The 23,571-nt window shown below is 60.3% G+C and carries 15 protein-coding genes and 1 tRNA gene; 13 read left to right on the forward strand and 3 right to left on the reverse strand.

The features are described from left to right. Nucleotides 1-19 precede the first annotated feature (19 nt). The 11 genes from HMPREF2779_RS07815 to HMPREF2779_RS07865 all read left to right on the forward strand — a co-directional run bounded on the left by HMPREF2779_RS07815 (nt 20) and on the right by HMPREF2779_RS07865 (nt 16,207). Nucleotides 20-1,432 carry a hypothetical protein gene (locus HMPREF2779_RS07815; RefSeq protein WP_105361231.1) on the forward strand — a complete coding sequence of 471 codons (1,413 nt, stop codon included), beginning with the start codon at nt 20-22 and terminating at the stop codon, nt 1,430-1,432. Between the two features lie 171 nt (nt 1,433-1,603). Then, complete coding sequence (locus tag HMPREF2779_RS07820; RefSeq protein WP_105361232.1) at nt 1,604-2,521, forward strand: plasmid partitioning protein; 918 nt, start codon at nt 1,604-1,606, stop codon at nt 2,519-2,521. Between the two features lie 162 nt (nt 2,522-2,683). After that, the gene (locus tag HMPREF2779_RS07825) at nt 2,684-3,733 is read left to right on the forward strand and encodes a FecCD family ABC transporter permease (protein WP_233992320.1); all 1,050 of its coding nucleotides are present in this window, start codon (nt 2,684-2,686) and stop codon (nt 3,731-3,733) included. Continuing rightward, on the forward strand, nt 3,733-4,839 hold the full coding sequence (locus HMPREF2779_RS07830; protein WP_105361234.1) for a FecCD family ABC transporter permease: 1,107 nt from the start codon (nt 3,733-3,735) through the stop codon (nt 4,837-4,839). The genes HMPREF2779_RS07825 and HMPREF2779_RS07830 overlap by 1 nt, the downstream gene beginning before the upstream one ends. After that, the gene (locus HMPREF2779_RS07835; protein WP_049327746.1) at nt 4,839-5,681 is read left to right on the forward strand and encodes an ABC transporter ATP-binding protein; all 843 of its coding nucleotides are present in this window, start codon (nt 4,839-4,841) and stop codon (nt 5,679-5,681) included. The genes HMPREF2779_RS07830 and HMPREF2779_RS07835 overlap by 1 nt, the downstream gene beginning before the upstream one ends. 549 nt (nt 5,682-6,230) lie before the next feature. Continuing rightward, complete coding sequence (locus tag HMPREF2779_RS07840) at nt 6,231-7,649, forward strand: enterochelin esterase domain-containing protein (protein ID WP_105361235.1); 1,419 nt, start codon at nt 6,231-6,233, stop codon at nt 7,647-7,649. A 252-nt stretch (nt 7,650-7,901) separates the two neighbouring features. After that, nucleotides 7,902-9,602 (forward strand): (2,3-dihydroxybenzoyl)adenylate synthase, encoded by a 1,701-nt coding sequence (locus HMPREF2779_RS07845; RefSeq protein ID WP_105361236.1) that lies wholly within the window; start codon nt 7,902-7,904, stop codon nt 9,600-9,602. Nucleotides 9,603-9,668: 66 nt separating this feature from the next. Beyond that, on the forward strand, nt 9,669-9,896 hold the full coding sequence (locus HMPREF2779_RS07850) for a phosphopantetheine-binding protein (RefSeq protein ID WP_005507422.1): 228 nt from the start codon (nt 9,669-9,671) through the stop codon (nt 9,894-9,896). 242 nt (nt 9,897-10,138) lie between these two features. After that, nucleotides 10,139-14,497 carry a non-ribosomal peptide synthetase gene (locus tag HMPREF2779_RS07855; RefSeq protein WP_199774574.1) on the forward strand — a complete coding sequence of 1,453 codons (4,359 nt, stop codon included), beginning with the start codon at nt 10,139-10,141 and terminating at the stop codon, nt 14,495-14,497. Nucleotides 14,498-14,882: 385 nt separating this feature from the next. After that, nucleotides 14,883-15,239, forward strand: coding sequence for a beta/gamma crystallin-related protein (locus HMPREF2779_RS07860; RefSeq protein ID WP_105361237.1), 357 nt, complete (start codon nt 14,883-14,885; stop codon nt 15,237-15,239). Nucleotides 15,240-15,337: 98 nt separating this feature from the next. After that, a complete protein-coding gene (locus HMPREF2779_RS07865; protein ID WP_105361238.1) occupies nt 15,338-16,207 on the forward strand; it encodes a hypothetical protein in 870 nt (289 codons plus the stop codon). Nucleotides 16,208-16,479: 272 nt separating this feature from the next. On the opposite strand, the gene aceE is transcribed toward HMPREF2779_RS07865, so the two are convergent. After that, nucleotides 16,480-19,212 (reverse strand): pyruvate dehydrogenase (acetyl-transferring), homodimeric type, encoded by a 2,733-nt coding sequence (aceE, locus tag HMPREF2779_RS07870; RefSeq protein WP_105361239.1) that lies wholly within the window; start codon nt 19,210-19,212, stop codon nt 16,480-16,482. A gap of 480 nt (nt 19,213-19,692) precedes the next feature. Here aceE and HMPREF2779_RS07875 point away from each other — a divergent pair. Both HMPREF2779_RS07875 and gndA read left to right on the forward strand, forming a co-directional pair. Continuing rightward, a tRNA-Val gene (locus HMPREF2779_RS07875) sits at nt 19,693-19,765 on the forward strand. 199 nt (nt 19,766-19,964) lie between these two features. Beyond that, nucleotides 19,965-21,437 carry an NADP-dependent phosphogluconate dehydrogenase gene (gndA, locus tag HMPREF2779_RS07880; RefSeq protein WP_105361240.1) on the forward strand — a complete coding sequence of 491 codons (1,473 nt, stop codon included), beginning with the start codon at nt 19,965-19,967 and terminating at the stop codon, nt 21,435-21,437. 218 nt (nt 21,438-21,655) lie between these two features. Here gndA and epsC read toward each other — a convergent pair whose 3' ends face one another. Further along, nucleotides 21,656-22,240 carry a serine O-acetyltransferase EpsC gene (epsC, locus tag HMPREF2779_RS07885; protein WP_005507433.1) on the reverse strand — a complete coding sequence of 195 codons (585 nt, stop codon included), beginning with the start codon at nt 22,238-22,240 and terminating at the stop codon, nt 21,656-21,658. A 345-nt stretch (nt 22,241-22,585) separates the two neighbouring features. Beyond that, nucleotides 22,586-23,521, reverse strand: a complete 936-nt coding sequence (gene cysK, locus HMPREF2779_RS07890) for a cysteine synthase A (RefSeq protein WP_070686621.1) — start codon at nt 23,519-23,521, stop codon at nt 22,586-22,588. Nucleotides 23,522-23,571 lie beyond the last annotated feature (50 nt).

Consider the following 23,571-nt stretch of genomic DNA (forward strand, 5'->3'; position numbering starts at 1 on the left):
ACCATCCTCAAGGACCACAATGACCGAAACCCGACCCGCACGCACCGCAGCCCGCTACGGTGCCGTCGTGGCTCTCGCCGGCGCGCTCATCACCCCCGGAGCAGCACTGACCGGCACCACCATTGCTTACGCGGATTCCAACCTGCCGATTGGTATCGCCTCGGACCCAGCGGCTACCCCTAGTGCTGCTCCCTCTGATGAGCCGAGCAAGACCGCTGAGCCTACCCCGTCCGCGTCGTCGAGTATTGAGCCGACTAAGTCTGCCAGCTCCAAGACAGCGAACCCTGTGAAGGCACGTGTCACCATCTCCACCGAAAAATGGCGCGAAGGCAAGATTGTGGTGCGCGGTGAAGGCTTCGTGAGTAACGCCCCCGACCGCGGCGCCATATTTGCGGTCAAGTTCCTGGATGCCCTCCCCGATGATGCACACCAGGCCATTAACCCCCTGACCAAGAAGGGCGGCAACTCGCCCGCGAACTTCATCGCAATCGCCAATGAAGACGGCACCTTTGAGGTTGAGGTTCCCCTGCCCACCACCGAAAACACCGGTCTGAGCGCTGAAGTTTTGGCTAAGGCAGGCTGGGCTACCGAAAATTCCGAGCACAACGTGCAGATCCTCTCTGGTTCCTTGGGTGGAGCAGATAAGCAGGATAAAAACTACGACCGTGGTGTGTCTATTCGACAGAAGATTAAGCTCAGCGACAAGGCTCCGGAGTACGCCCCCGGTGACGCACCCGAGCCGGTCAACGCCTCCGAACTGACCGACGGTCATGGCGTGCAGGTGAACCGTGACGGCTCCATCGTGACTGTGACCGTGCCGAACGCTGAACCGGGTACCTGGGTGTACGCCGCGACCTACCTCGGAAACTCACCGCAGACCCTCTACGGCTCCGGCTGGAAGCGCCTGGATGGCAACCGCAGCTTCAGTTACGAAACCAGCGTGAGCATGCCCGCCGCCACTTACCGTGTGGTCGTGCACAACGGCAATCAGGGCGCTGAAAATGCGGTGCTTGGCTTTGCTGACATAACTGTTGAGCGTGTCGTGGCACCCCGCGAGGATGTATCCAATGATGACCAGGACTCCTACGAGGTGGAGCCGTCACTCGCCACAGTTGTTACTCCCGCCGAACCTATTGTGAAGCGAGTGCAGGCTAAGGCGAAGGAAGTAGCTCCCCAAAGCGCTGCCTCGACGCCCGAGGCTAAGGCGAGTGCTAAGGCCATCAGCTCGCCTTCTGCTTCTGCCTCGCCACGTTCGAATGCAAGTGCTACCTCCAGCCCTACGGCTCTGACTGCGCAGGGGCCAACCATTGAAGGTACTGAGCTAACCGGTATGACCAAGTGGCTAGTCAATAACGCCAACAACCTGCTGCTTTCGGCAGCTGGCTTGGTGATTCTGGCTACGGCTCTGGTGCTGCGTACCTCCAAGAAGTAAATTTTCTGACTGCACACTCACACCGGCACCGGCTCACCCCCCTGAAGAAGGGGTGCGTAAACCGGGTGCCCCTCCGACTACTTGGGTTCAGATATACAGCGTCGTTCCGTTGTTTCTGCTACGGACCGGAATATCCAGAGATGAACCTGGCAAAGATTTGAAAGGACCACCATGCGTGCACCTTTTTCGGGAGCCCCGAAGGCATCCCTGACCTCTAAAGCACTGACCGCCTGCGCCGCCGCAACCCTGGCACTGGGCCTGGGTGTTGGCACCGCATCCGCCCTGCCTCCGGGTGGCGCGAAAGCTTCCACGCCCGGCACTTCTTCTACTGTTTCGTCGTCGGTGAATGAGCACGGCGTGATTTCCTTTACCTTAAGCGGTTTCCCCGCGAACACCGTGGTGTCGGTGAAGGTTGATGATGGCGACCTGTGCCCGTCTGACGCGGCTCAGGGTGCTTGCGTGGTGCACCAGCAGAAGAGCGATGGTAACGGTAACGTTTCTGGCTCTTTTGCTCTGCCGGATGTTGGCGCTGGCACCCACACTCTGCGTTTTCTTGCAACTGGTGAGAAGCGCGATAAGGACGGCAAGTACCTGGGTACCGAGGCATACACGAACCGTAGCCCCGAGTTCACCGTGGTGGGCGAGAACGGTTCTGAATCTTCTAACTCTTCCTCTCGTCGTTCGGGTTCTGATGATTCCGCAAACTCTCAGAGTGACGAGTCGAATGCTGAGGCTGAGACCGTGTACACCGACGCTGACGGCAACACCATCACCAAGGAGGAGTACGACCGCCTGAACGCGGCAGCTGACTCTTCCGGTACCTCTGGTACCTCTGGCTCTTCCGCTGCGCCTGCTGCTTCGGCTTCTGCAAATGCCCAGAAGAAGGCGACCGCTTCGGCGAGCGCATCTTCTTCGGCTGTTGCGCGCGGTACTGCGTCGAACCCGAGCGCTTCGGCTTCGGGCGCGGCTAACACCGCATCCACCGTTCAGACCGTGACTTACGGTGCTGCGTTCCCGTGGATTGGCGTGGTGGTTCTGGGCGTAAGCATTGTGGGCGCTGCTGCGCTGCTGCTGACCCGTAAGCGCTAAGACTTAACGTCGGATGCGGGTGGGGGAGTACCCGCCCGCTCCGGCGTTTCTCTCATTATTTACCGGTGTGCCGGGTGCCCCTCGCGTGGTGTGGGTGCGCCGGGGGCGCCTCCCCGTTTTCTTGTATCGAGCATAAGGAGCATAGTGGCCCGCACGAGCTCATTGTCCCGAGATGTTCAGCAGGAGAGTACGTCCCGTCAGGGTTCTGTGATTCAGGGGCAGAAGTTGGGTAAGCGCCTGGCTTTTCTGTTCTTGTTTGCGGTGCTTTTGGTGGGGGCTGTGGCTGCTTCTTTGCTGTTCGGGTCGAATAATCTTCCGCCGGATCAGGTTCTGGCTGTTTTCAATGGCACTGCTTCTGAGCAGGCTCAGACGATTGTGATGGAGCAGCGTATTCCGCGTACCCTGGTGGGTCTTGCGGCGGGTGCGGCGTTGGCTATTGCCGGTTCTCTGATGCAGTCGTTGACTCGTAACCCGCTGGCTGAGCCCGGCCTGATGGGTGTGAACGCCGGTGCTGCGGTGGCTGTGATTGGCTCGGTGGTGGTTTTTGGCGTGATGGGTATTTGGCAGTACATGGTTGCTGCGACGATTGGTGGCGCGTTGGCTGCGGTGCTGGTGTACACGCTGGGTCGTGGCCGTGACGGGTCGATCGTGAAGCTCGCGCTGGCGGGTGTGGCGATTTCTGCGGCGCTGTCGGCGATTGCGCAGGGCCTGATTTTGGCTGATCAGGATGCGTATAACGAGTTCCGTGTGTGGGTTGCCGGTTCGCTGGAGGGCCGCGGTATGGATATCGCGTCGACGGTGGGTCCGGTGATTGTACTGGGTATGCTGGTGGCGTTTTTTGTGGCTCCTGCGATTAATGCTCTGAGTATGGGCGAGGAGGCGGCGACCAGCCTTGGCGTGAGCGTGCGTACGACCCAGAATTTGACGTTGCTGGCGGTGACGGTGCTTGCTGGCGCGGCGACTGCTGCGGTGGGTCCGATTGGTTTTGTGGGTTTGGCGGTGCCGTTTGTGGTGCGTGCTTTGCTCGGTAATGATGTGCGCTGGGTGAATTATGGTTCGGCGCTGTTGGGTCCGGTGTGGCTGCTGTGTGCTGACGTGTTGGCGCGTGTGTTGGTGGCTCCGCAGGAGACTCAGGTGGGTATTGTGGCGACTCTTGCCGGTGCCCCGGTGTTCTTGTTCTTGATGACTCGTCGTAAGGTGGAGGCTCTCTGATGTCGAATTCTTCCGCTGTTTCGACGGTGACCGTCACCACTGCAGCTAATCGTTCTGCGCGTCGTCGCGGCCGTGATTTGGGCGGCCGCCCGGTGCTGACGGTGCGCGGCCCTGTGAGTGCTCAGGTGCCGTGGCGTGTGCTGATCCTGAATGTGGCGTTGGTGGTGCTGATTGCGGCGCTGGCGTTTTGGGGCATGTTGCAGGGTGATTATAAGCTCGCCCCGGAGAAGGTCATTCCGGCGTTGATGGGTGAGGGTAAGCAGATTGCTGTGACTTTCGCTCAGCAGCGTGCGGCGCGTATTGTGGCGGCGCTTCTGGTGGGTGCGGCGCTTGGTCTGTCGGGTGCGATTTTCCAGGTGATTTCGGGTAATGCCCTGGGTTCGCCGGATATTATCGGCTTCACGAATGGTGCCGCGACCGGTGCGCTGTTGCAGATTATTGTCTTCAATTCCGGTCCCGTTGAGGTTGCTCTGGGCGCTGTGGTTGGTGGCTTGGCGACTTCGGTGCTGGTGTGGCTGTTGACGCGCCGCACGGGCCTGCATGGCTTCCGTCTGGTGCTGGTCGGTATTGGTGTGGGTTCGACCCTGGCGGCGTTCAATGCGTTGCTGGTGGTGCGTGCTTCGCTGACTCAGGCGCAGACCGCGGCGTCCTGGCTTGCCGGTTCGCTCAATGACATCACGTGGGAGCGCACCTACGCGCTGATGGGTCTGTTGCTCGTGGTGACTCCGCTGCTGCTGATGCTGGTCCGCCCGCTGGGCGCGATTCGTTTTGGTGACCAGGTGGCATCCGGTTTGGGTGTGAGCGTGAATGCGTACCGTGTGGCGGCTCTGTTTATCGGTGTGCTTCTGGTTTCGCTGGCGACCGCGACGACCGGCCCGATTGCCTTTGTCGCCCTGGCGGCACCGCACATCGCGAAGACCCTGTCTCGTAGTGGCGGGGTGGGCTTCACCTCCGCGGCACTTATGGGTGCGCTCATGGTGCTCGGCTCTGACCTGATTGGCCGATTCGCTGTTCCCGGACGCATCATTCAGGTGGGTGTGGTGACCGGCGCGATTGGCGGCCTGTACCTGATTTACCTGATTTACCTCGAAAGGAAGAAGAGCTAGTGAACACTAGTGTGACGACCCGCCTTGAAGGCGAGAACATGGTGGTTGCCTACGGTGAGCATACGGTGCTCAACGGGGTAGATTTTCAGGTGCCGGAGGGGGAGCTGACCGTTATCTTGGGCCCGAACGCCTGCGGTAAGTCGACCACCCTGAAGGCTCTTGCCCGCGTGAACCCGCTCAAGCAGGGTGAGGTTCGCCTGGACGGCACCCCGCTGCCGCAGATGAAGTCCCGCGCCATCGCCAAGATCCTGGCGATGCTGCCGCAGACCCCGGAGGCGCCTAGCGGCGTGACCGTGGCGGATGTGGTGGCGCGCGGCCGTTACCCGCACCAGTCGCTGCTGCGTTCCTGGTCTGATGAGGACGAGCGCGCCTGCGTGGAGGCGATGCAGGCAGCGAACGTGCTGGAGCTTGCTGAGCGTCCCATTGAGGCGCTTTCGGGCGGTCAACGTCAGCGTGTTTGGATTGCCATGACCCTGGCGCAGCAGACCCCGCTGATTCTGCTCGATGAGCCGACCACCTACCTGGACATCACGCACCAGATTGAGGTGCTGAACCTGACGAAGAAATTGCATTCCGAAGGGCGAACGGTAGCCGTGGTGTTGCATGACCTGAACCTTGCTTTCAGGTATGCTACTCATGTTGTGTTAATGAAGCAGGGCCGGATTATCGCTCAGGGTGATCCGCGTGCGATAATTACACCGGAACTTATTCAGGAAGTTTTTGATCTGCAATCGGTCATTATTCCTGATCCATGCACTGGCACCCCTTTGGTTATTCCGAAGGAGAACCAAACAATTCATATTGCCGCTGACGCTATTTCGGCGGCCCGCGAAAGCGAATAGTTTTCGCCCCTAAGCCGCGTGGGAGTTAGCACCAACCGTCTCAGTACGGGTGGAAAAGCTCGGCATTGCGCCAAGCAGCGAACGTTAGGATCTGAGGGACCCAGGATCCCCTGCGCGTAGGGCGCCTACCCGGTGCTCGCCCGTCTTTGACGCATGAACGGCTCCGAGCACTGGGTAGGTTCCATTTTGGGAACCCGCAGATGAGGCACCGAGACTGCCGCATGAGACCTTCACTGTTTGAAGGTTTGATGCACGGTCTTGGTGCCTCATCTCTTTTAACTTCTGGGCGGGGCCTGTGCGGGGGTGGGCTTAGGTGGGGCTGAGCTGGGCTGGGTTGGTCTTAGGTGGGGTTGTGGCGGCTTTGTGCTTAGGTTTTATTAGCGTGTGCTCACTGTCATGAATGTCATGCTGTGGTTCTTTCACTTTTCCCTTTGGCTGGAGTTTGGGTAAGGGATACCATAGAGTGAGGTAGTAGAGGCTAACTAACGATAATGCGCCTCCTCACCGATTTTCACCGATTGAGTGTTTCCACAGACCAAGGAGGAACCGTTGGGCGAGCACGAACCCACCGCGACCGTTCCCGCGCAGAGTATTTCTGCACAGACCACTTCTGAACAGGTTGCGTCTGAACAGGCTACTTCGGCGCAGCCGCGTACCGTTGCGCCGACCGTGCGCCCGGCCCCTCCCAAGATCCCGCGCCCCGTACCGGCACCGCGCGTGGACAGCCCCCTCGTCAGCGCCATTATCGCCAATGCGGTCAGCCCCGAAGAGCTGAACGCCCGCATCGTTGAGGTCGTCTCCGAAGGCACCCCCATTATCGAGCCGGTGCACCGCGAAGACGGCAGCATCAGTGAGAACGAGCGCATCGTCACCTTCCTGTACCACAACGAACAGGCGGAGCAGGTGCTCATGTTCATCAACCGCCTGACCGATGAGAAGAACCTTGACCGTTCCCTCATGACCCGCATCGAGGGCACTGGCTGGTGGCAGCTGAGCGTGCAGATGGAAACCACCTGGCGTGCCTCCTATAACTTTTTGCCGGCGCTGCCCGGCGAGCGCCCCGCCTGGCTGGGCGATGACGACCAGGTGCGCCTGCGTGCCGCCCTGGACTCCGGTGAGGGTGACCCGCTGAACCCCGAGACCGTGTGCAACCGCATCGGTCGTTGCATGGGTGTGGTGCAGCTTGAGTACGCGCCGGTGCAGGAGTTCATCCTGACTCAGGAAGAGATTGACGCGCTGCCCGCCCCCGAGTGGATGCAGACCTCTGACGGTCACCAGTACGTGCTCGGCCGTGTGGGTGACCCCGCCCCGGATGCGCCGCTGTTTATCCAGTTCGACGGTGAGATGTGGTTCAGCCAGGGCATGGAGCAGACCCTCAACCGCGCCTACGAGGCGGGCCGTATTCCGGCGATGCACGTGTTCTTCCTGCACTCTGGCGGTCGTGAGCACCGCTGGAAGGAACTGAACGGTGACAACCCGATTGCCGACTACCTAGTGGAGATTGCGTTCCCGCACCTGGAGGCGGTGCACGGCATTAAGACCGCGCCGCAGAACATTGTGATTAACGGTCAGTCGCTGGGCGGGCTGTCCTCCCTGCTGGCGGTGCTGAGCCGCCCGGAGGCGTTTGGCGGCGCGATCGCACAGTCTTCGTCGCTGTGGCAGCCGCAGGTCATGGACCGCCTGGACGAGCTGGAGGCGGCTGGCGAGATTGACCGTCTGCGCCACCTGTACCTTGAGATTGAGGTGGGGGAGCAGGAGTGGGTTCTGGTGCCTCCTCACCGCGAGCTGAAGGCACGTCTGGAAAAGCTTGGCCTGGAGAGAGCACGTTGCACGACCTTCAACGGCGGTCACGATTATGCATGCTGGCGCGGTGCGATTGTGCCGGCCCTGGAACGTATTATTGCAGCCAGCCGGGAGATTGAACGCACTGAGCGGGGCTCTGCGGAGGACCTGCAAGAGGTCGTCTAGGGATCCTGTACGGGTAGAGCATGCCCCGCATGGTGGGCGTGCGGGGTTTCCGTTAGGGTAAACACCGCCGCGCCCGTATCCTAGAGAGGTACAGCCTCAGAGAAGCACAACACTACCGCGCCGCGAGGGGTACCGAAGGGTACCCGGCGTAGGTTGCGCACCCGCCCTCATTGACGAGATGGCATCACGCTGCGAACGCACGCAGCACGTGAGCGCTATAGAAACCGCAAACGACACAGAAATCGAGAGAAGATGACCGTAGAACGTAGCCCCCTGGCCCCCACGCCGCTCATCCCCGAGTCTTTTGCCGCGAAGTACCGAGAAGCCGGCTACTGGATCGACCAGACTATCCCCGAGTTCCTGCTGGATGCATGCCGCGCGAAGCCGCACTTCCCTGCGCTGGTGGCGCTCTCGCACGCGCAGCTCGATGAGGATGGCAAGCCCCAGCAGATTCGCCTCTCCTACGGTGAGCTGGAGGCGGCAGGTCGTGCCGCTGCGGCGCGCCTCGTTCAGGCTGGCGTGCAGCCCGGTGACCGTGTGCTGCTGCAGCTGGGTAACACCGCCGAGTACCTGGTGTACCTGCTGGGTATTTTCTGGGCGGCTGCGCTGCCGGTGTTCTGCCTGCCGCAGCACCGCACCACCGAGCTCGTGCACTTTGCGACCCGCACCGACGCTGCGGCGCACGTGTTCTCTTCGGTGACCCCCGGCGCAGATTTCACCGCCCTGCACGAGGACGTTGCCGCCGAGCTGCGCAAGAACTCCCTGGAGCCGCCGGTTGCTATTGACGTTGCGGAGCCGCTGACCCCGCTGACCGAAGAGGAGCTCGCTGAAGAGTTCGTGCCCGGTGTCATTCAGAACACCGAGAACCTGCGTGCGAGCGAGCAGGTGGCGTTCCTGCAGCTCTCCGGCGGTACGACCGGCATTTCGAAGCTGATTCCTCGCACCCACGCCGCCTACCTGTACTCGGTGCGCGGCTCGGTCGATATCTGCAAGCTGAACAACAACACGACCATGCTCGTAGTGCTGCCCGCCGCGCACAACTTCACGATGAGCTCGCCCGGTATTCTGGGCGTCATGTGCGCCTCCGGCAAGCTGGTGTTTGCAGCGGATCCGTCCCCGCAGACTGCGTTCCACCTCATTGAGATGGAGGGTGTGACCACCTCCGCGCTGGTGCCGCCGCTGGCTCAGGCGTGGGTCGCCTCCGCGGAGAAGCGCGGCGTGTCCCTGCCGTCCCTGCAGAACCTGCAGGTGGGCGGTTCGAAGCTAGCCCCGGCGGTTGCAGGCAAGATTGAGTCGGTGCTCGGCTGCACCGTTCAGCAGGTGTTCGGCATGGCTGAGGGTCTGGTGAACTACACCCGCTCGACCGACCCGATTGAGCTGCGCCTGAGGACTCAGGGTTACCCGATTAGCCCCGACGATGAAATCCTGATTGTTGATGATCAGGACCAGCCGGTTAAGCGCGGCGAGAGCGGCCACCTGCTTACCCGCGGCCCCTACACGATTCGCGGCTACTACCTGGAGGAGAACGCGAACCGCTACGGCTTCACCGAGGACGGCTTCTACCGCACCGGCGACATTGTGCGACTGGTCGCAGGCAAGTACCTTGAGGTGACCGGACGCGCGAAGGACCAGATTAACCGCAACGGCGAGAAGATCGCCGTGGACGAAATCGAAGAGCTGGCGCTGACCCACCCCGACGTTTTTGACGCCGTGGTTCTGGGTATCCCGGACGAGACTGTGGGCGAGCGCGTGGGCCTGGTCATTGTGCCGCAAGAAGGCGTCGACCTGGGCGAAAACCCGCGCCGCACGATGCACGAGTTCTTCACCTCGAAGAAGCTCGCCGACTTCAAGATCCCGGAGCGCGTGCAGGTTCTGCAGGAGCTGCCCACCACGAACGTGGGTAAGATTTCTCGCCGCGAGCTGCGCGCCAAGCTTGCCGAAATTTTCGGCTAAACCCTTTGAGCTGATCATTTTCGGCTAAACCGTACGCCCTTATTCCTACCCCTATTGAGGAGAAAAATGTCCGCATTTGAGACCCTGCGCCCCATCATGGAGAAGTACATCGTCGAGCCCGACTCCCTGCAGACCGCTTTTGACGAGCCGACCACCGACCTGTTCTCCCTGGGCATGGATTCTATGGGCGCATTCGCCCTGCTCGACGACCTTGCCGCTGAGGGCGCCGTGATTGAGTTTACCGAGCTGGTGGAGAACCCGACCGTGGAGTTCATCGCTTCCCGCCTGGGCTAAGCGTTACCGCACCCCGAGTGCCCGCCTGCCGCGAATGCAGACGGGCGCCCGGGGTGTTTGCTACTCGCCTCGTTTTTCTGTGCGCCGGTTTTACGCCGTGTTGTGTAGCTGTGTTTGCCCTTGTCTGCGCACTTCTGCCAGCGTGAAGCGGCGGGGCAGTAGCCTACCTTTCACACCTACCTTTAACATACCGCATATCATCCCTAATCCAGACCCCTAATCCAGACCTTTGAGAGGCCACCATGGGCGTAGCTGATACTACCGCACCCGCTAGCTTCGGGACTGCTTCCGACCTTCGCACCGCCGCGACCCCCTCCGCACAGCACAGCGCTGACAGCCCCTGGCTGCCGCTGACCACTAACGCGCGCGGCATCTATTTTGCCGCCGCGATTGACCCGAAGAACCCCTGCTACAACACCGCGGAGGTTCTGCAATGCCCCGCGGACACCGACCTCGCTCTGCTGCGTGAGGCTTTTGAACAGCTCTACCGCGAGAACGAGGGCTTCCGCGTGCGCACCCGCATTGCCGATGGTGCCGCCTCCCAGCAGATTCTGCCGCTTGAGGCGTTCCTCGCGGGCATTGACCTGCTCGTGGATGAGGGCGAGCTGGAGGAGCGCGAGCTGAGCGGCACCGCAGAGGCGGGGGAGGAGAACACCTCTGACCTGCCTGACTCTGATTTGCCCGCGCCGGTAAGCGCCTGGGCACAGCGCCTACTCACCCAGCCCCTCGCCACCGATGAGGGCGTGACCGTGCGCAGCGCAGTGGCGCGTTACGGCGGGTTCCTCTGGGTGTACCATTCCTTCTCCCATGTGGTTGCCGACGGGTTCGCCGCGTTCAACGGCCTCTCCCGCGTGGCGGCGATATACCGCGCCCTATCCGCCGGTCAGCCGGTTCCGGCAACCCGCCGCTTGAGCCTGCAGCAGCTGCTCGACGCCGACGATGCCGCCTCTACCGCCCGTGACGAAGACGTCGCCTTCTGGGAAGCGAGCGGCGCCCTGGAACAGGAAGACACCTCCCAGGCGGGTCGTACCGCCTCCCCGTCGGCGCAGTCTGTGCGCCTGGCGTTCAGCATTGATGTGCCCACCCAGCAGGCCCTGCTGGATGCGGCAAAGCAGCACGCCGTCTCCTGGCCCGTGCTGGCGACCGCCGCTGTCGGCTCGTACCTGGCGCGTGTGGGCGGCTACCCGCAGGCTTCGTTCGGTGTGCCGCAGATGAACCGCATGTTCGCCCGCACCCTGCCGGAGGCGACCCGCGCCCTGGGTACGGCGAGCGCGCAGACCGGCTGTACCGCGGTGAACGTTCTGCCGGTGCAGGTTGCGGCGACCGGCCCCATCGCGGAGTCCCTGCACTCGGTGAAGGAACAGTACGCCCGCAACGCAGAGCATCCGCTGGCTCGTCAAGAAGACCTCGAGCGTACCGCGCGTAACGCCCAGTCCAGGCTGTTTGGCGCGCAGATTAACGTGGTGCCCTTTGACGCGGTGCTGCCGCTGGCGGCGCCCTCTAAGGACGAGTCCGGAACCGTACAACCGGTGCCGACTGCGCGCATCCACAATATCTCTGCCGGTCCCGTTGCTGACGCGACCTTCACCCTGCGCGGCATGCCCGGCCGCGGCAACAGCATCTCCTGCGAGATTGACATGAACCCGGCGCTCTACAGCGCTGAGGAGCTGGAACGTCACCCCGCCCGCCTGAGCGAGTGGCTACCCGCCTATGCGGCGGAGGCGCAGCGCGAGGGTGCTTCCCTGAATAACCTCGGCTTGGCGACCGAGGCGGAACTGGCGACCCTGCGCGAGCTGACCGCCCCGGCACTGACCGAGCACCCGATGGAGTACAAGACCCTGCTGGGCCGCTTCCGTGACGCGGTGGCGGCGCATCCGCAGGCGTTCGCCGTGCTGGATTCTGCCCCCGCGCCCGGTGAGGTGCTCACCCCCGAGTCGGAGCACGCCTACGCTTTTGACCGCGCCCTCACCTACGCCGAACTGGACGAGCGCGCCCGTGCGCTTGCCGCGCAGCTGCTGGACTGGGGCGTTCGCTCTTCCGACGCGGTGGGTCTGCGTGTGCACCGCGGCGCCGAGCAGTACGTGGCGCTATACGCCCTGCTGTACGCTGGCGCCACCTACGTTCCGGTGCTTCCGGATCTGCCCGCCGAGCGTGTGGGCGTGATGATGGAGGACGCCGAATGTTCCCTGCTGCTACACGGCCCCGGTCTGCAGCCGCTGAGCGCGGAAGAGCTGAACCCGCAGGAGCCTGCACGTCACGCGAACCTGCCCCAGCACACCCTACCGCAGCTGAGCATCGAGGAACCTGTACAGGCACCCGCCGCCGAGGAGCTTCCGGGCGTCAAAACCGGCCTGGACGAGGACGCTTACGTGCTCTTCACCTCCGGCTCCACGGGCAGGCCTAAGGGCGTTGCCATCAGCCACCGCGCGATTGATAACCGCCTGCGCTGGCAGCAGCACCAGATTCCGGTGGGGGAGGGCGACCGCGTTCTGCACAAGACCCCCATCTCCTTTGACGTGCACGTGTGGGAGCTGTACTGGCCTCTCGCTGAGCGTGCCGCCGTGGTCATTGCCGCCCCGGAGGGGCACCGTGACCCCGCCTACCTGGCGCGCGTGATTGCCGAGCAGTCCGTCACGGCGGTGCACTTTGTGCCGACCATGCTGTCGGCGCTGACCTCTTCGCCGGCGGCACGCCGCATCCTGGCTGATGCTGGCTTCGGCCAGGATCGAGAGCAGCCCCTGCGCTATGTGGTCTGCTCGGGTGAGGCGTTGCAGAAGGACCAGGTGCAGGCTGCGGGCGAGGTTCTGGGCGTGTACCCGCTGAACCTGTACGGCCCGACCGAGGCGGCGGTGGACGTGACCTTCTGGGAGACCTCCACCGACCCGCAGCGCGAGAGCGTGCCCATTGGCGAGCCGGTCTGGAACACCGGCACCCTGATTCTTGACCCGACCGGCCACCCCGTGCCGGTGGGCGTGACGGGTGAACTGCACCTGTCGGGTGTGCAGCTGGCGCGCGGCTACAAGAACAACCCGCAGGGAACCGCGGCGGCTTTCGTGGAGCAGGCTCCTGCCGGTGCGCTCGCGCTGCTGAACGGTGAGAGTCAGCGCCTGTACCGTACGGGCGATTTGGCGTGCTGGGAAATTCTTCCCGATGGTCGCGCCGTCATTGGTTACCGCGGCCGCACGGATTATCAGATTAAGGTGCGTGGTCAGCGCCTGGAGCTGGGCGATATTGAGATGGCTCTTGCCGCGGTTGAGGGCGTGAGTGCTTCGGTGGCTCTGCTGTACCGCGGCCTGCGTGAGCCTGCCCTGGCGGCTGTGCTGGAGGTCGGCGACGTGCCCGCTGAGCGTGCCGAGCAGCTGGTGGAGGCGGCACGCGAGCATTGTGCGCAGGTTCTGCCGGACTACATGGTTCCTACCCTGTGGCATACCCTGCCTGCTCTGCCGGTGAGCCCCTCCGGTAAGGCGGATCGCAAGCTGTTGGCGTCCCTGGACCTGACCCCTCAGACTTCTGATGCTGAGGGCCCGCACGGTCTGCTGGAGCAGCAGCTGTGCTCGATTATTGCCGGTGTGCTGGGTCGTGAACGTTTCGGCGTGGATGAGGATTTCTTTGCCTCGGGCGGTCATTCGTTGGCGGCTCTTGAGGTGATTGCCGCGGTTGAGGAGCAGCTGGGCCTGAGCGTGAGCATTGGTGCGCTGTTTGCGCATCCGACCGTGCAGGCTTTGGCGGCGTCCATTGCGGGTGAGCGTGGCGAGGGTGCGGAGTTCGCGCCGGTTCTGCCGCTGCGTGAGCACATTTTGACTCAGCGCGAACACGTTGTGACTCAGCGTGAGCAGCCCGTTGTCCCCGATACTACCGAGGCCCCCGCGCCGCTGTTTATCCTGCCGCCTGCGGGTGGTTTGGGCTGGTGCTATGCGGGGTACCTCTCGCATCTTCCGGCTCAGCAGGGTGTGTATGCTGTGCAGGCTGAGGCGTTCTCTGACCCGAATGCCGGGTTTGCGTCGAGCCTGCAGGAGCTGGCTGAGGGCTACCTGAAGCTGATTGAGAAGACCCTGGCGGAGCGTTCGCTGCCGCGTCGTTTTGCGTTGATGGGCTGGTCTGTGGGCGGTACTGCCGCGGTGCAGGTGGCGGCCCTGGCGCAGGCTGCGGGTGCGCGGGTTGAGCGCGTCATCCTGTTGGATGCGTATCCTTCGGAGCAGTGGCAGGGCGTGCCTGCGCCGGATGAGCAGGAGAGCTTCCGTGCGCTGTTACGTATGGGCGGTTTGCCGGAGCCTGCCGCTGATGAGCGGCTTGATTTGCCGGGTACGTTGGAGCGTTTGCAGCGGGCGGGTTCGGCGATGGGTTACCTACCGGAGGAGAAGTTGGGCGTGTGCTTGGGTAGTATGCGTGCTTCGGCGGCGTTGATGCGTGGTGCTGAGCAGGCGTTCTTTGATGGTGATGTGTTGCTGGTGGGTGTGCCGCATGAGGATCAGCCGTATTTGGATGCGGAGGGTTGGTCGGCGCATGCGTCGTCGTTCCGTTCGGTGCTGCTGGAGGGTACGCACCCTGACCTGGTGAATCCGACGCGTCTGGCGGAGGTGACCGGCCACTTCGCCGGCTAGCCTCACCGGTGCCCCAATAACTGATTTAGCCCGGAGGTAATAGTCGTTACCTCCGGGCTACATCGGTTAAAACATGCGGTTGAGTTAAAACACGAATGCCCCCGGTTGATGAATCACCAGCCGGGGGCATTGCTTTAGTATTATAAAGAGTATCTTTTGAGTGATTTTAGTCACATAAAATATTTGTGTAAAAAATTATCAGTGTGCAAATGGATCCAAATACCAAATTTTACAGCCCTTATTATACATACACCCTTAAATTTTGTGATATATGCCTCATCCATTGCTTGAAAAGGCTCCTTAATGAGTGCTACATTGTAGCCACCTCTTAAATATGATTCCGATTACATAGAAAGGATTCGCATCTAAACACTAGGAGTTTACGATGAAGCTCTACAAGGCTCTTGCAACCGCGATGGTTGCAACGGCAGCAACCATGGCAGCGATGCCCGCCGGTAACGCCGCAGTCTTTTACGACTGGCGTAACTATAACGAGGCAGGCGGTATTTACGATACCCACGGTGAACGGTACGTGCCTCACCTGCGTGATATGAATGATCGCGTATCTTCCATCCGAAGCCATGGCGAACATTACGTCGCTTTTCAGGATGAGGACTATCAGGGATTCTCATTCGATATCAATTATCGCGACTTCAACAGCCTCGAAGGTTTCTATGAAGGTCGAAATTGGTGGAACGGAGACTGGAACGATAAGATTACTTCCCTTCGCCGAGCGGACTAATTTCCCTGCATAAATGGTTGGGCGGCATAATATGACATAAGTATTATGCCGCCCAACCGCAAAAAATAATCCCCTTGTTGTTCTTGAAAGGAAAAATCATGAACCTCAAGAAAATCTTTCAGCCCGCAATGGCTTTAACGTTTGCATTCACGCTAGCGTGCACATCCTGTTCTACAGGCCCGCAACTAGAACGTGATGAAACGGCCCAAGCAACTCTAGACTATAAAAACAACCGAATCATTACTCCACTCGAAGAATACAATTACCTTTTAGAGGAAAATTCCCAGTATTACGGTCGAGCCTTGGAAATTCTCAGGCAGCGCTGTTTTGCAAAACATGGCCAATCCTACGAAATATATATCCCGGATGTAGAAGATAGGAAATTCTTTTCGTCCGGTCGCGAGTTTGGTCGCTGGAACCCCGAATACTCCGCCAAATATGGAAGCTACAAGCGATTCGGGAATGCACCATCATCGGGGGGCTATGACACAAAAATTATGGAACAGTGCATGCCTGAAATCTCAGCCTCAATGAAAGAGATTGCGGGCATCAGCATCGAAGATCAGAGTGGCCTCACAGAAGCCTATCGTCGAATCCACGGCCAATCCTATGCAGCTGCCATGAATCATCCTGAATGGAAAAAATACCGTGAAGCATGGTGGAAATGCCTATCGGATAAAGGTTTAACGCCACGAAAGGGCGACCAAGAATGGGGTACAAAAGAACTATCAAATGTAACCCGCAGTGACGGTGCTAGTAATTCCCCAGCATCGGAAGAAGAAATTCGGCTCAGCGTCATTGAAGCACAATGTAGTAAAGATACAGGAATGGCTCAAGGTCTTGCTAACCTCGTAGCCTCATATCAGAAACCGCTCATTCGAGATAACGAAACAAAACTAGAAGAACAGCGTCAGCAAAGATCAGAAATTAATCTTCGGTATAAAGAGTGGGTTCTCAAAAACCAATAAATAGAATGTCCCCGATTGATGAATCATCAATCGGGGACATTTATATTTATTAATTACTCTACAGATAGAGCGGGCTAATTGGCGAAGTGGCCGGTCACCTCCGATAGCTCCCCCTATAACTGATGTAGCCCGGAGGTAATAGTCGTTACCTGCGGGCTACATCGGTTAAAACATGCAGTTGAGTTAAAACACGAATGCCCCCGGTTGATAAATCATCAACCGGGGGCATCGTTTAGCGTCTAACGCAGAGCCGAGGTTCTACCGCTAAATGCTTAGTGCTGCTCCAGCTCGGAGTTAGCGTTCACGTTCAGCAGGTCGTACTTAGCGAATGCCTTCGCGGGAACGTCTGCTGCAACCTCGCCGCGCTTTGCCAGCATCTGCAGGGTACGGACAACAACCGACTCTGCATCGATGTGGAAGAAGCGACGTGCACCCGGGCGGGTGTCTGCGAAGCCGAAGCCGTCAGCACCCAGGGTTGCGAAGTCGTTCGGAACGAACTGGCGGATCTGGTCGGGAACCTCCGAAGCGAAGTCGGTGGTCGCGACGATCGGGCCAGCAGCGCCAGCCAGCTTCTGGGTCACGTAAGGAACGCGAGCGGGCTGGTTCGGGTTCAGCAGAGCCTCTTCCTCAGCGGCAATGCCGTCGCGGCGCAGCTCGGTCCACGAGGTGACAGACCAGACGTCTGCGGAGACGCCCCAGTCCTCAGCCAGCAGCTGCTGAGCCTTCTCAGCCCACGGAACAGCAACGCCGGATGCCAGCAGCTGTGCCTTGGGGCCGGAGGTCAGCGGGGACTCGCTGATCTTGTGGATACCCTTGATGATGCCCTCAACGTCAACGTTTGCCGGCTCAGCAGGCTGGTGAATCGGCTCGTTGTACACGGTCAGGTAGTACATGACGTTGTGGTCTTCGTCCTTGGTGCCGTACATCTGCTCGATACCGCGCTCCACGATGTGAGCAATCTCGTAGCCGTATGCCGGATCGTAGATCTTGAACGCCGGGTTCGTGGACGCCAGAATCGGGGAGTGACCGTCAGCGTGCTGCAGACCCTCACCGGACAGGGTGGTACGACCTGCGGTTGCACCGATGACGAAGCCGCGGCACAGCTGGTCGGCAGCAGCCCAGAAGGAGTCGCCGGTGCGCTGGAAGCCGAACATCGAGTAGAAGATGTAAATCGGAATCATCGGCTCGCCGTGGGTGTCGTAGGACGAACCCAGAGCGATGAATGCAGCGGTTGCGCCTGCCTCGTTAATACCCACGTGAACAATCTGGCCCTCGGGGGACTCGGTGTAGGTGAGCATGAGCTGGTGGTCAACGGGCACGTAGTTCTGGCCGTTGGGGTTGTACAGCTTAGCCGAGGGGAAGAAGGAGTCCATACCGAAGGTACGTGCCTCATCGGGGGTGATGGGAGCGATACGGTGACCGAAGCCCTTCACGCGCATGAGGTCCTTCATCAGGCGGACGAACGCCATGGTGGTAGCAGCGGTCTGCTTGCCGGAGCCCTTCTTGGTCTGTGCGTAGACCTTGGACTCGGGCAGGATAATCTCAGGCTGGGTGTTTGCGCGGCCGGGGATGTAACCGCCGAGTTCCTTACGGCGTGCGTGCATGTACTGCAGTGCCGGGTGGTTTGCCTCGGGCAGGTAGTACGGCGGGTTGTACAGATCCTTCTCCAGCTCCTCGTCGGAGATGGGAATGTTCAGGTGGTCACGGAAGCCCTTCAGTGCTTCCATGGTGAACTTCTTGATCTGGTGGGTGGAGTTACGTGCCTCGAAGAACGGGCCGAGCTCCGCACCCTTAATGGACTGTGCCAGGATGACGGTGGGCTTGCCCTTGGTCTCCATAGCTTCCTTGAAGGCTGCATAGAGCTTCTTGTCGTCGTGGCCACCCAGGCGCAGGTTGAAGATCTGCTCGTCGGTCAGGTCTGCAACCAGTTCCTTGGTCTCAGGGTACTTGCCGAAGAAGTGCTCGCGGATGTAGCCGCCGTCTTCACCGCGGAAGGTCTGGTAGTCACCGTCGAGGGTTTCGTTCATCAGCTGGATGAGCTTGCCGCTCTTGTCCTTCTTGAGCAGCTCGTCGTAGTCGGAGCCCCACAGGACCTTGATGACGTGCCAGCCTGCGCCGCGGAAGAATGCCTCGAGCTCCTGAACAATCTTGCCGTTACCGCGAACGGGACCGTCCAGACGCTGCAGGTTGCAGTTGACGACGAAGGTCAGGTTGTCCAGGTGCTCGTTTGCAGCCAGCTGCAGTGCACCACGCGACTCGGGCTCGTCCATTTCGCCGTCGCCCAGGAATGCCCAGACGTGCTGCTCGGAGGTGTCCTTGATCTTGTGGTTGTGCAGGTACTTGTTGAAGGATGCCTGGTGGATTGCGTTCAGGGGGCCCAGACCCATGGAAACGGTCGGGAACTGCCAGAACTCGGGCATGCAGCGGGGGTGCGGGTACGAAGGAATACCGTCTACGCCCTTGGTCTTCTCCTGACGGAAGCCGTCCATCTGGTCTTCGCTCAGGACGCCCTCAACGAATGCGCGGGAGTAGACACCGGGGGAGGAGTGACCCTGGAAGAAGACCTGGTCACCGCCACCGGGGTGGTTACGGCCGCGGAAGAAGTGGTTCTGGCCCATTTCGTAGATGTCAGCCACACCTGCGAAGGTGGAGATGTGACCGCCAACGCCGATGCCCTTCTTCTGGGCACGCTGAACCATAATTGCTGCGTTCCAACGGATCCATGCGCGGTACTGGCGCTCGAGTTCCTCATCGCCGGGGTACTCGGGCTGCTGGTCTGCGGGGATGGTGTTGATGTAGTCGGTCTTGACCAGAGTGGGGACCTTTACGCCCTTCTCGCCAGCCTCCTTGAGCAGCGCGCGAAGGATGTACTCTGCACGCTCGGTGCCGTGAGTCTTGATAAGGTCCTCGAGGGACTCAGCCCATTCCTGGGTCTCTTCTACGTCGATGTCCTTCAGGCCATCAAGAAGGGTGCTCAGGGAGTGCTCGTTCGGTACGTTAGCCAAACTAATCCAACCTCTCTTCTGTGCGGTTGTGAGATCGCCCGCCCCGCGATGTTGCGTTGTCGAACAATCTTTGTGTTTAAGCGCTATAGGTCTGTAAGGCCCACATCGCTTCTTATCTCTACTATCTTAGACCTAAAGGTGCCTCTCTTGGTCTCAAATGAGGGTTTTTGTGATGTGGGTTTCGCATTGTGACTATCTGAGTGGGAAATATGTGCATCAAAAGTACTAGTTAGAGTTTTTTTGCACCTAAATGGCGCGGAATGACGGGGTTGGCGGAATGGCGCGGAATGAAGGGGTATGACCTGCCTAAAAGGTAATGGTCCAACATGACTTGTTGTGGCTTAGTGTGGGGTGCGGTGGGAAAATGAAAAAAATATTGAGACATAGAACACATGTTATGGATTTGCATGTCGCACCAGAAGTCCGTATAGTTTTTTCTTGTGTTCGCCACTGGAACGAAAACGAAACAGTGAGAACTACGGGTCTTTAGCTCAGCTGGTAGAGCGCCACGTTTACACCGTGGATGTCATCGGTTCGATCCCGGTAGGACCCACCGATTACCCCGGTACCGCAAGGTGCCGGGGTTTTGTTTACCCAGTTTTTGTTTACCCGGTTTTCTTTACCCACTACCCGCCGCGAGGGAGCCCGGCGGGAAGCTCACGAAGATAATCCAGCCGGAACTGTGATTCCTCCAAGCATAAAACTGCAGTCCACCTATATATAGCCTGCCCTAAGCGCGTATCCTTATATACATGACTGAAAACAAGAAGGCACAGATTGGTGTCACCGGCCTTGCTGTCATGGGCGCAAACCTCGCCCGCAACCTGGCACGTAACGGCTACACCGTGGCACTGCACAACCGTTCCGTAGAGAAGACCGACGCACTGCTGGCTGAGCACGGCGCAGACGGCGACTTCATCCGTACCGAGTCCCTGCAGGAACTCGTTGACTCCCTCGAGTCTCCCCGCCGCATCCTGATTATGGTCAAGGCGGGCGCACCCGTCGACGCTGTTATCGAGCAGCTCACCCCCATGCTCGATAAGGGCGACATCATTATTGACGGCGGTAACTCCCACTTCCCCGACACCATCCGTCGCGAGCACGCCCTGGCTGAAAAGGGCCTGCACTTCGTGGGCGTTGGCGTCTCCGGCGGCGAAGAGGGCGCTCTCTGGGGCCCCTCCATGATGCCCGGCGGCTCCGCAGAGTCCTACAAGCACCTGGGCCCCATGCTCGAGAAGATTGCAGCGAAGGCACCCCAGGACGGTGCACCCTGCTGCGCATGGATTTCCACCGACGGTGCGGGCCACTTCGTGAAGATGGTCCACAACGGTATCGAGTACGCCGATATGCAGGTTATCGGCGAGGCATACGACATTCTCCGCTCCGTGGCAGGCATTGAGCCCGCCGAGCAGGCAGAGATCTTCAAGACCTGGAACAAGACCGACCTGAGCTCCTACCTGATCGAAATCACCGCAGAGGTGCTCGCACAGGTAGACGCAAAGACCGGCAAGCCCCTGGTCGACGTTATCGTTGACGCAGCGGGTCAGAAGGGTACCGGCCTGTGGACCGCTAAGGCTGGCCTGGACCTTGGTTCCCCCGTCTCCGCTATCGCAGAGTCCGTGTTCGCACGCGCCCTCTCCTCCTCCGAGCGTGAGCAGCGCGAGCAGGCACAGCGCGAACTGCCCGCAGGTCTGATCGCAACCACCGGCATCGGTGCAGGCGACCCCGAGTTCGTTGAGGATGTGCGCCGCGCACTCTTCGCATCCAAGCTCGTTGCGTACGCACAGGGCATGGACCTGCTCACCCGCGCAGGCAAGGAATACGGTTGGGACCTGAAGCTGGACACCATCGCATCGCTGTGGCGTGCAGGCTGCATCATCCGCGCCGAGCTGCTGGGCGACATCATGGCTGCCTACGCAGGCGAAGCACCCGCGAACATGTTGCTGGCACCCGCCTTCAAGAACCTCATGGAGGAGCTCGTTCCTTCCTGGCGTCGCGTGGTGGCTAAGGCAACCGCACTGGGCATCCCCGTGCCGGTGTTCGCATCCGCACTGTCCTACTACGACGGCCTGCGCCGCGACCGCCTGCCCGCATCCCTGATTCAGGGTCAGCGTGACTTCTTCGGTGCACACACTTACGGTCGTATTGACGAAGAGGGCGCCTTCCACACCATGTGGAGCGGCGACCGTTCCGAGGTGAACGCAGCGGATATTCACGTTCACTAAGCTCACGTAGCTGAATACGTCAAAGCCCGCCTTCGGCTGGATGAGAATCCGGTCGAAGGCGGGCTTTCGTTATGTCTTGATGGGGTGCCCCGAGATGCCTCAGAGGTATCTCAGGGGTATCTTGAGGGGGCATAGCAGGGGGAGAAGGCCAGCAGAGCCTAGAAGCCTAGTGAGGAGCCGTCAGATGCACCTCTACCGCCTCAAAACGATTGCCAAGCCTAAATCCACATGGCGGGGTCAATATACTCCACAGCGTCCACCAGCGGCTTCTTCTTCTCCGGGGTACGCGGGCGGTGCTTCGCCGGAATGCCGGTAATAATCGAATCCGCCGGATGATCGTTGACGACCACAGCGTTCGCGCCAATAGCGCTATCGGCACCAATAACCACCGGACCCAGCACCTTAGCACCTGCGCCAATGGTCACACGGTCACCAATGGTGGGGTGACGCTTCACCTTCTCCAGGGAGCGACCGCCCAGGGTCACGCCGTGGTACAGCATCACGTCGTCACCAACCTCAGCGGTCTCACCAATGACAATGCCCATGCCATGATCAATGAAGAAACGGCGGCCAATGGTCGCGCCGGGGTGAATCTCCACACCGGTCAGAAAACGAGCAAACTGCGAAAGAGTACGAGCCAGAGCCTTCGTCTCATCCTTCTGCCAAAGCTTATGGGTCAGACGGTGAACCCAAATGGCGTGCATACCCGAATAGTTCAGCGCAATCTCGACAGCGCCGCGCGCAGCAGGATCGTGCTGGCGGACGTTCTCAATATCTTCACGCAGACGCGCAATAAAACTCATGGGTTCCCTTTCCCTCATCGGTCGTGCTGTGTGTATGCGACCTTTCCAAAGGTACCAACAACGGGGCCCTTTCGGCTATTCCCACCGCAATCAGCAACATGATGGACGCACCCGCCCGTATCACTGCTCAACCGCGGCGGATGCACGTGGGACGGCAGAAAAGAACAGCCCGGGACGGACCCACAGGGGAGCGGTGGAACAGTTCAGCTCCTCGCCGTACAGTTCGCAGAGTCTCTAATTTCGCAGGGGGCATAGAAACGCCCCGCCTGCCGTGTATGCAACCGGCAGACGGGGCGTAGCGCTATAAACCTGACGCCTCCCGATAACGGGGGCTCAGAAGCTCAATTAGCCGCGGATATCCTCGTACAGAGCGGTAGAGATGTAACGCTCACCGAAGTCGGGAACGATAGCCACAATCAGCTTGTCCTTGTTCTCAGACTTCTTAGCCTCCTCCAGAGCAGCCCACACAGCCGCACCGGAAGAAATACCGCCCAGAATACCTTCCTGGGTAGCCAGCAGGCGGGAGGTGCGCATAGCGTCCTCAGCGCTGACCGGAGTCACCGAATCGTAGATGCCGCGGTTCAGGGTGTCGGGAACAAAGTTAGCGCCCAGGCCCTGAATCTTGTGGGGGCCAACGCGACCCTCGGAGAGCAGCGGGGAGTCCTTCGGCTCAACCGCAACAACCTTCACGTTCGGGTTCTGCTCCTTCAGGTACTTACCGGTACCGGAGATGGTGCCGCCGGTGCCAATACCCGCCACGAAAATGTCGACCTTACCGTCGGTTGCTTCCCAAATCTCGGGGCCGGTGGTGTTGTAGTGAATGGTGGGGTTCGCCTCGTTGGAGAACTGGGACGCCAGGATAGCGTTCTCGGTGGTCGCAACGATTTCCTTAGCCTTCTCCACAGCGCCGCGCATACCCTCGGTACCGGGGGTCAGCACAATCTGAGCACCGTAAGCGCGCAGCAGCACGCGACGCTCAGCAGACATGGTCTCCGGCATGGTCAGGATGACGCGGTAACCGCGAGCAGCACCCACCATAGCCAGCGCAATACCGGTGTTGCCGGAAGTACCCTCAACAATGGTGCCGCCGGGCTTCAGCGCACCCGACTTCTCAGCAGCGTCAATGATGGCGCGACCGATACGGTCCTTGACCGAACCTGCGGGATTGTAGAACTCAAGCTTGACCGCTACGTTACCGGGAAGGCCCTCGTCCAGTCGGTTCAGCTTAACCAGGGGGGTCTGGCCGGTTGCTTCAACAATGCTGTTGAGAATCTTTGCCATGGGGTGCTCCTTCATGAGCTTGGTGGTTGCGCTTCAATGATGGGCGGTGG

This window comes from Rothia sp. HMSC069C03, assembly GCF_001811075.1.
GTDB classification, from domain to species: Bacteria; Actinomycetota; Actinomycetes; order Actinomycetales; family Micrococcaceae; genus Rothia; species Rothia mucilaginosa.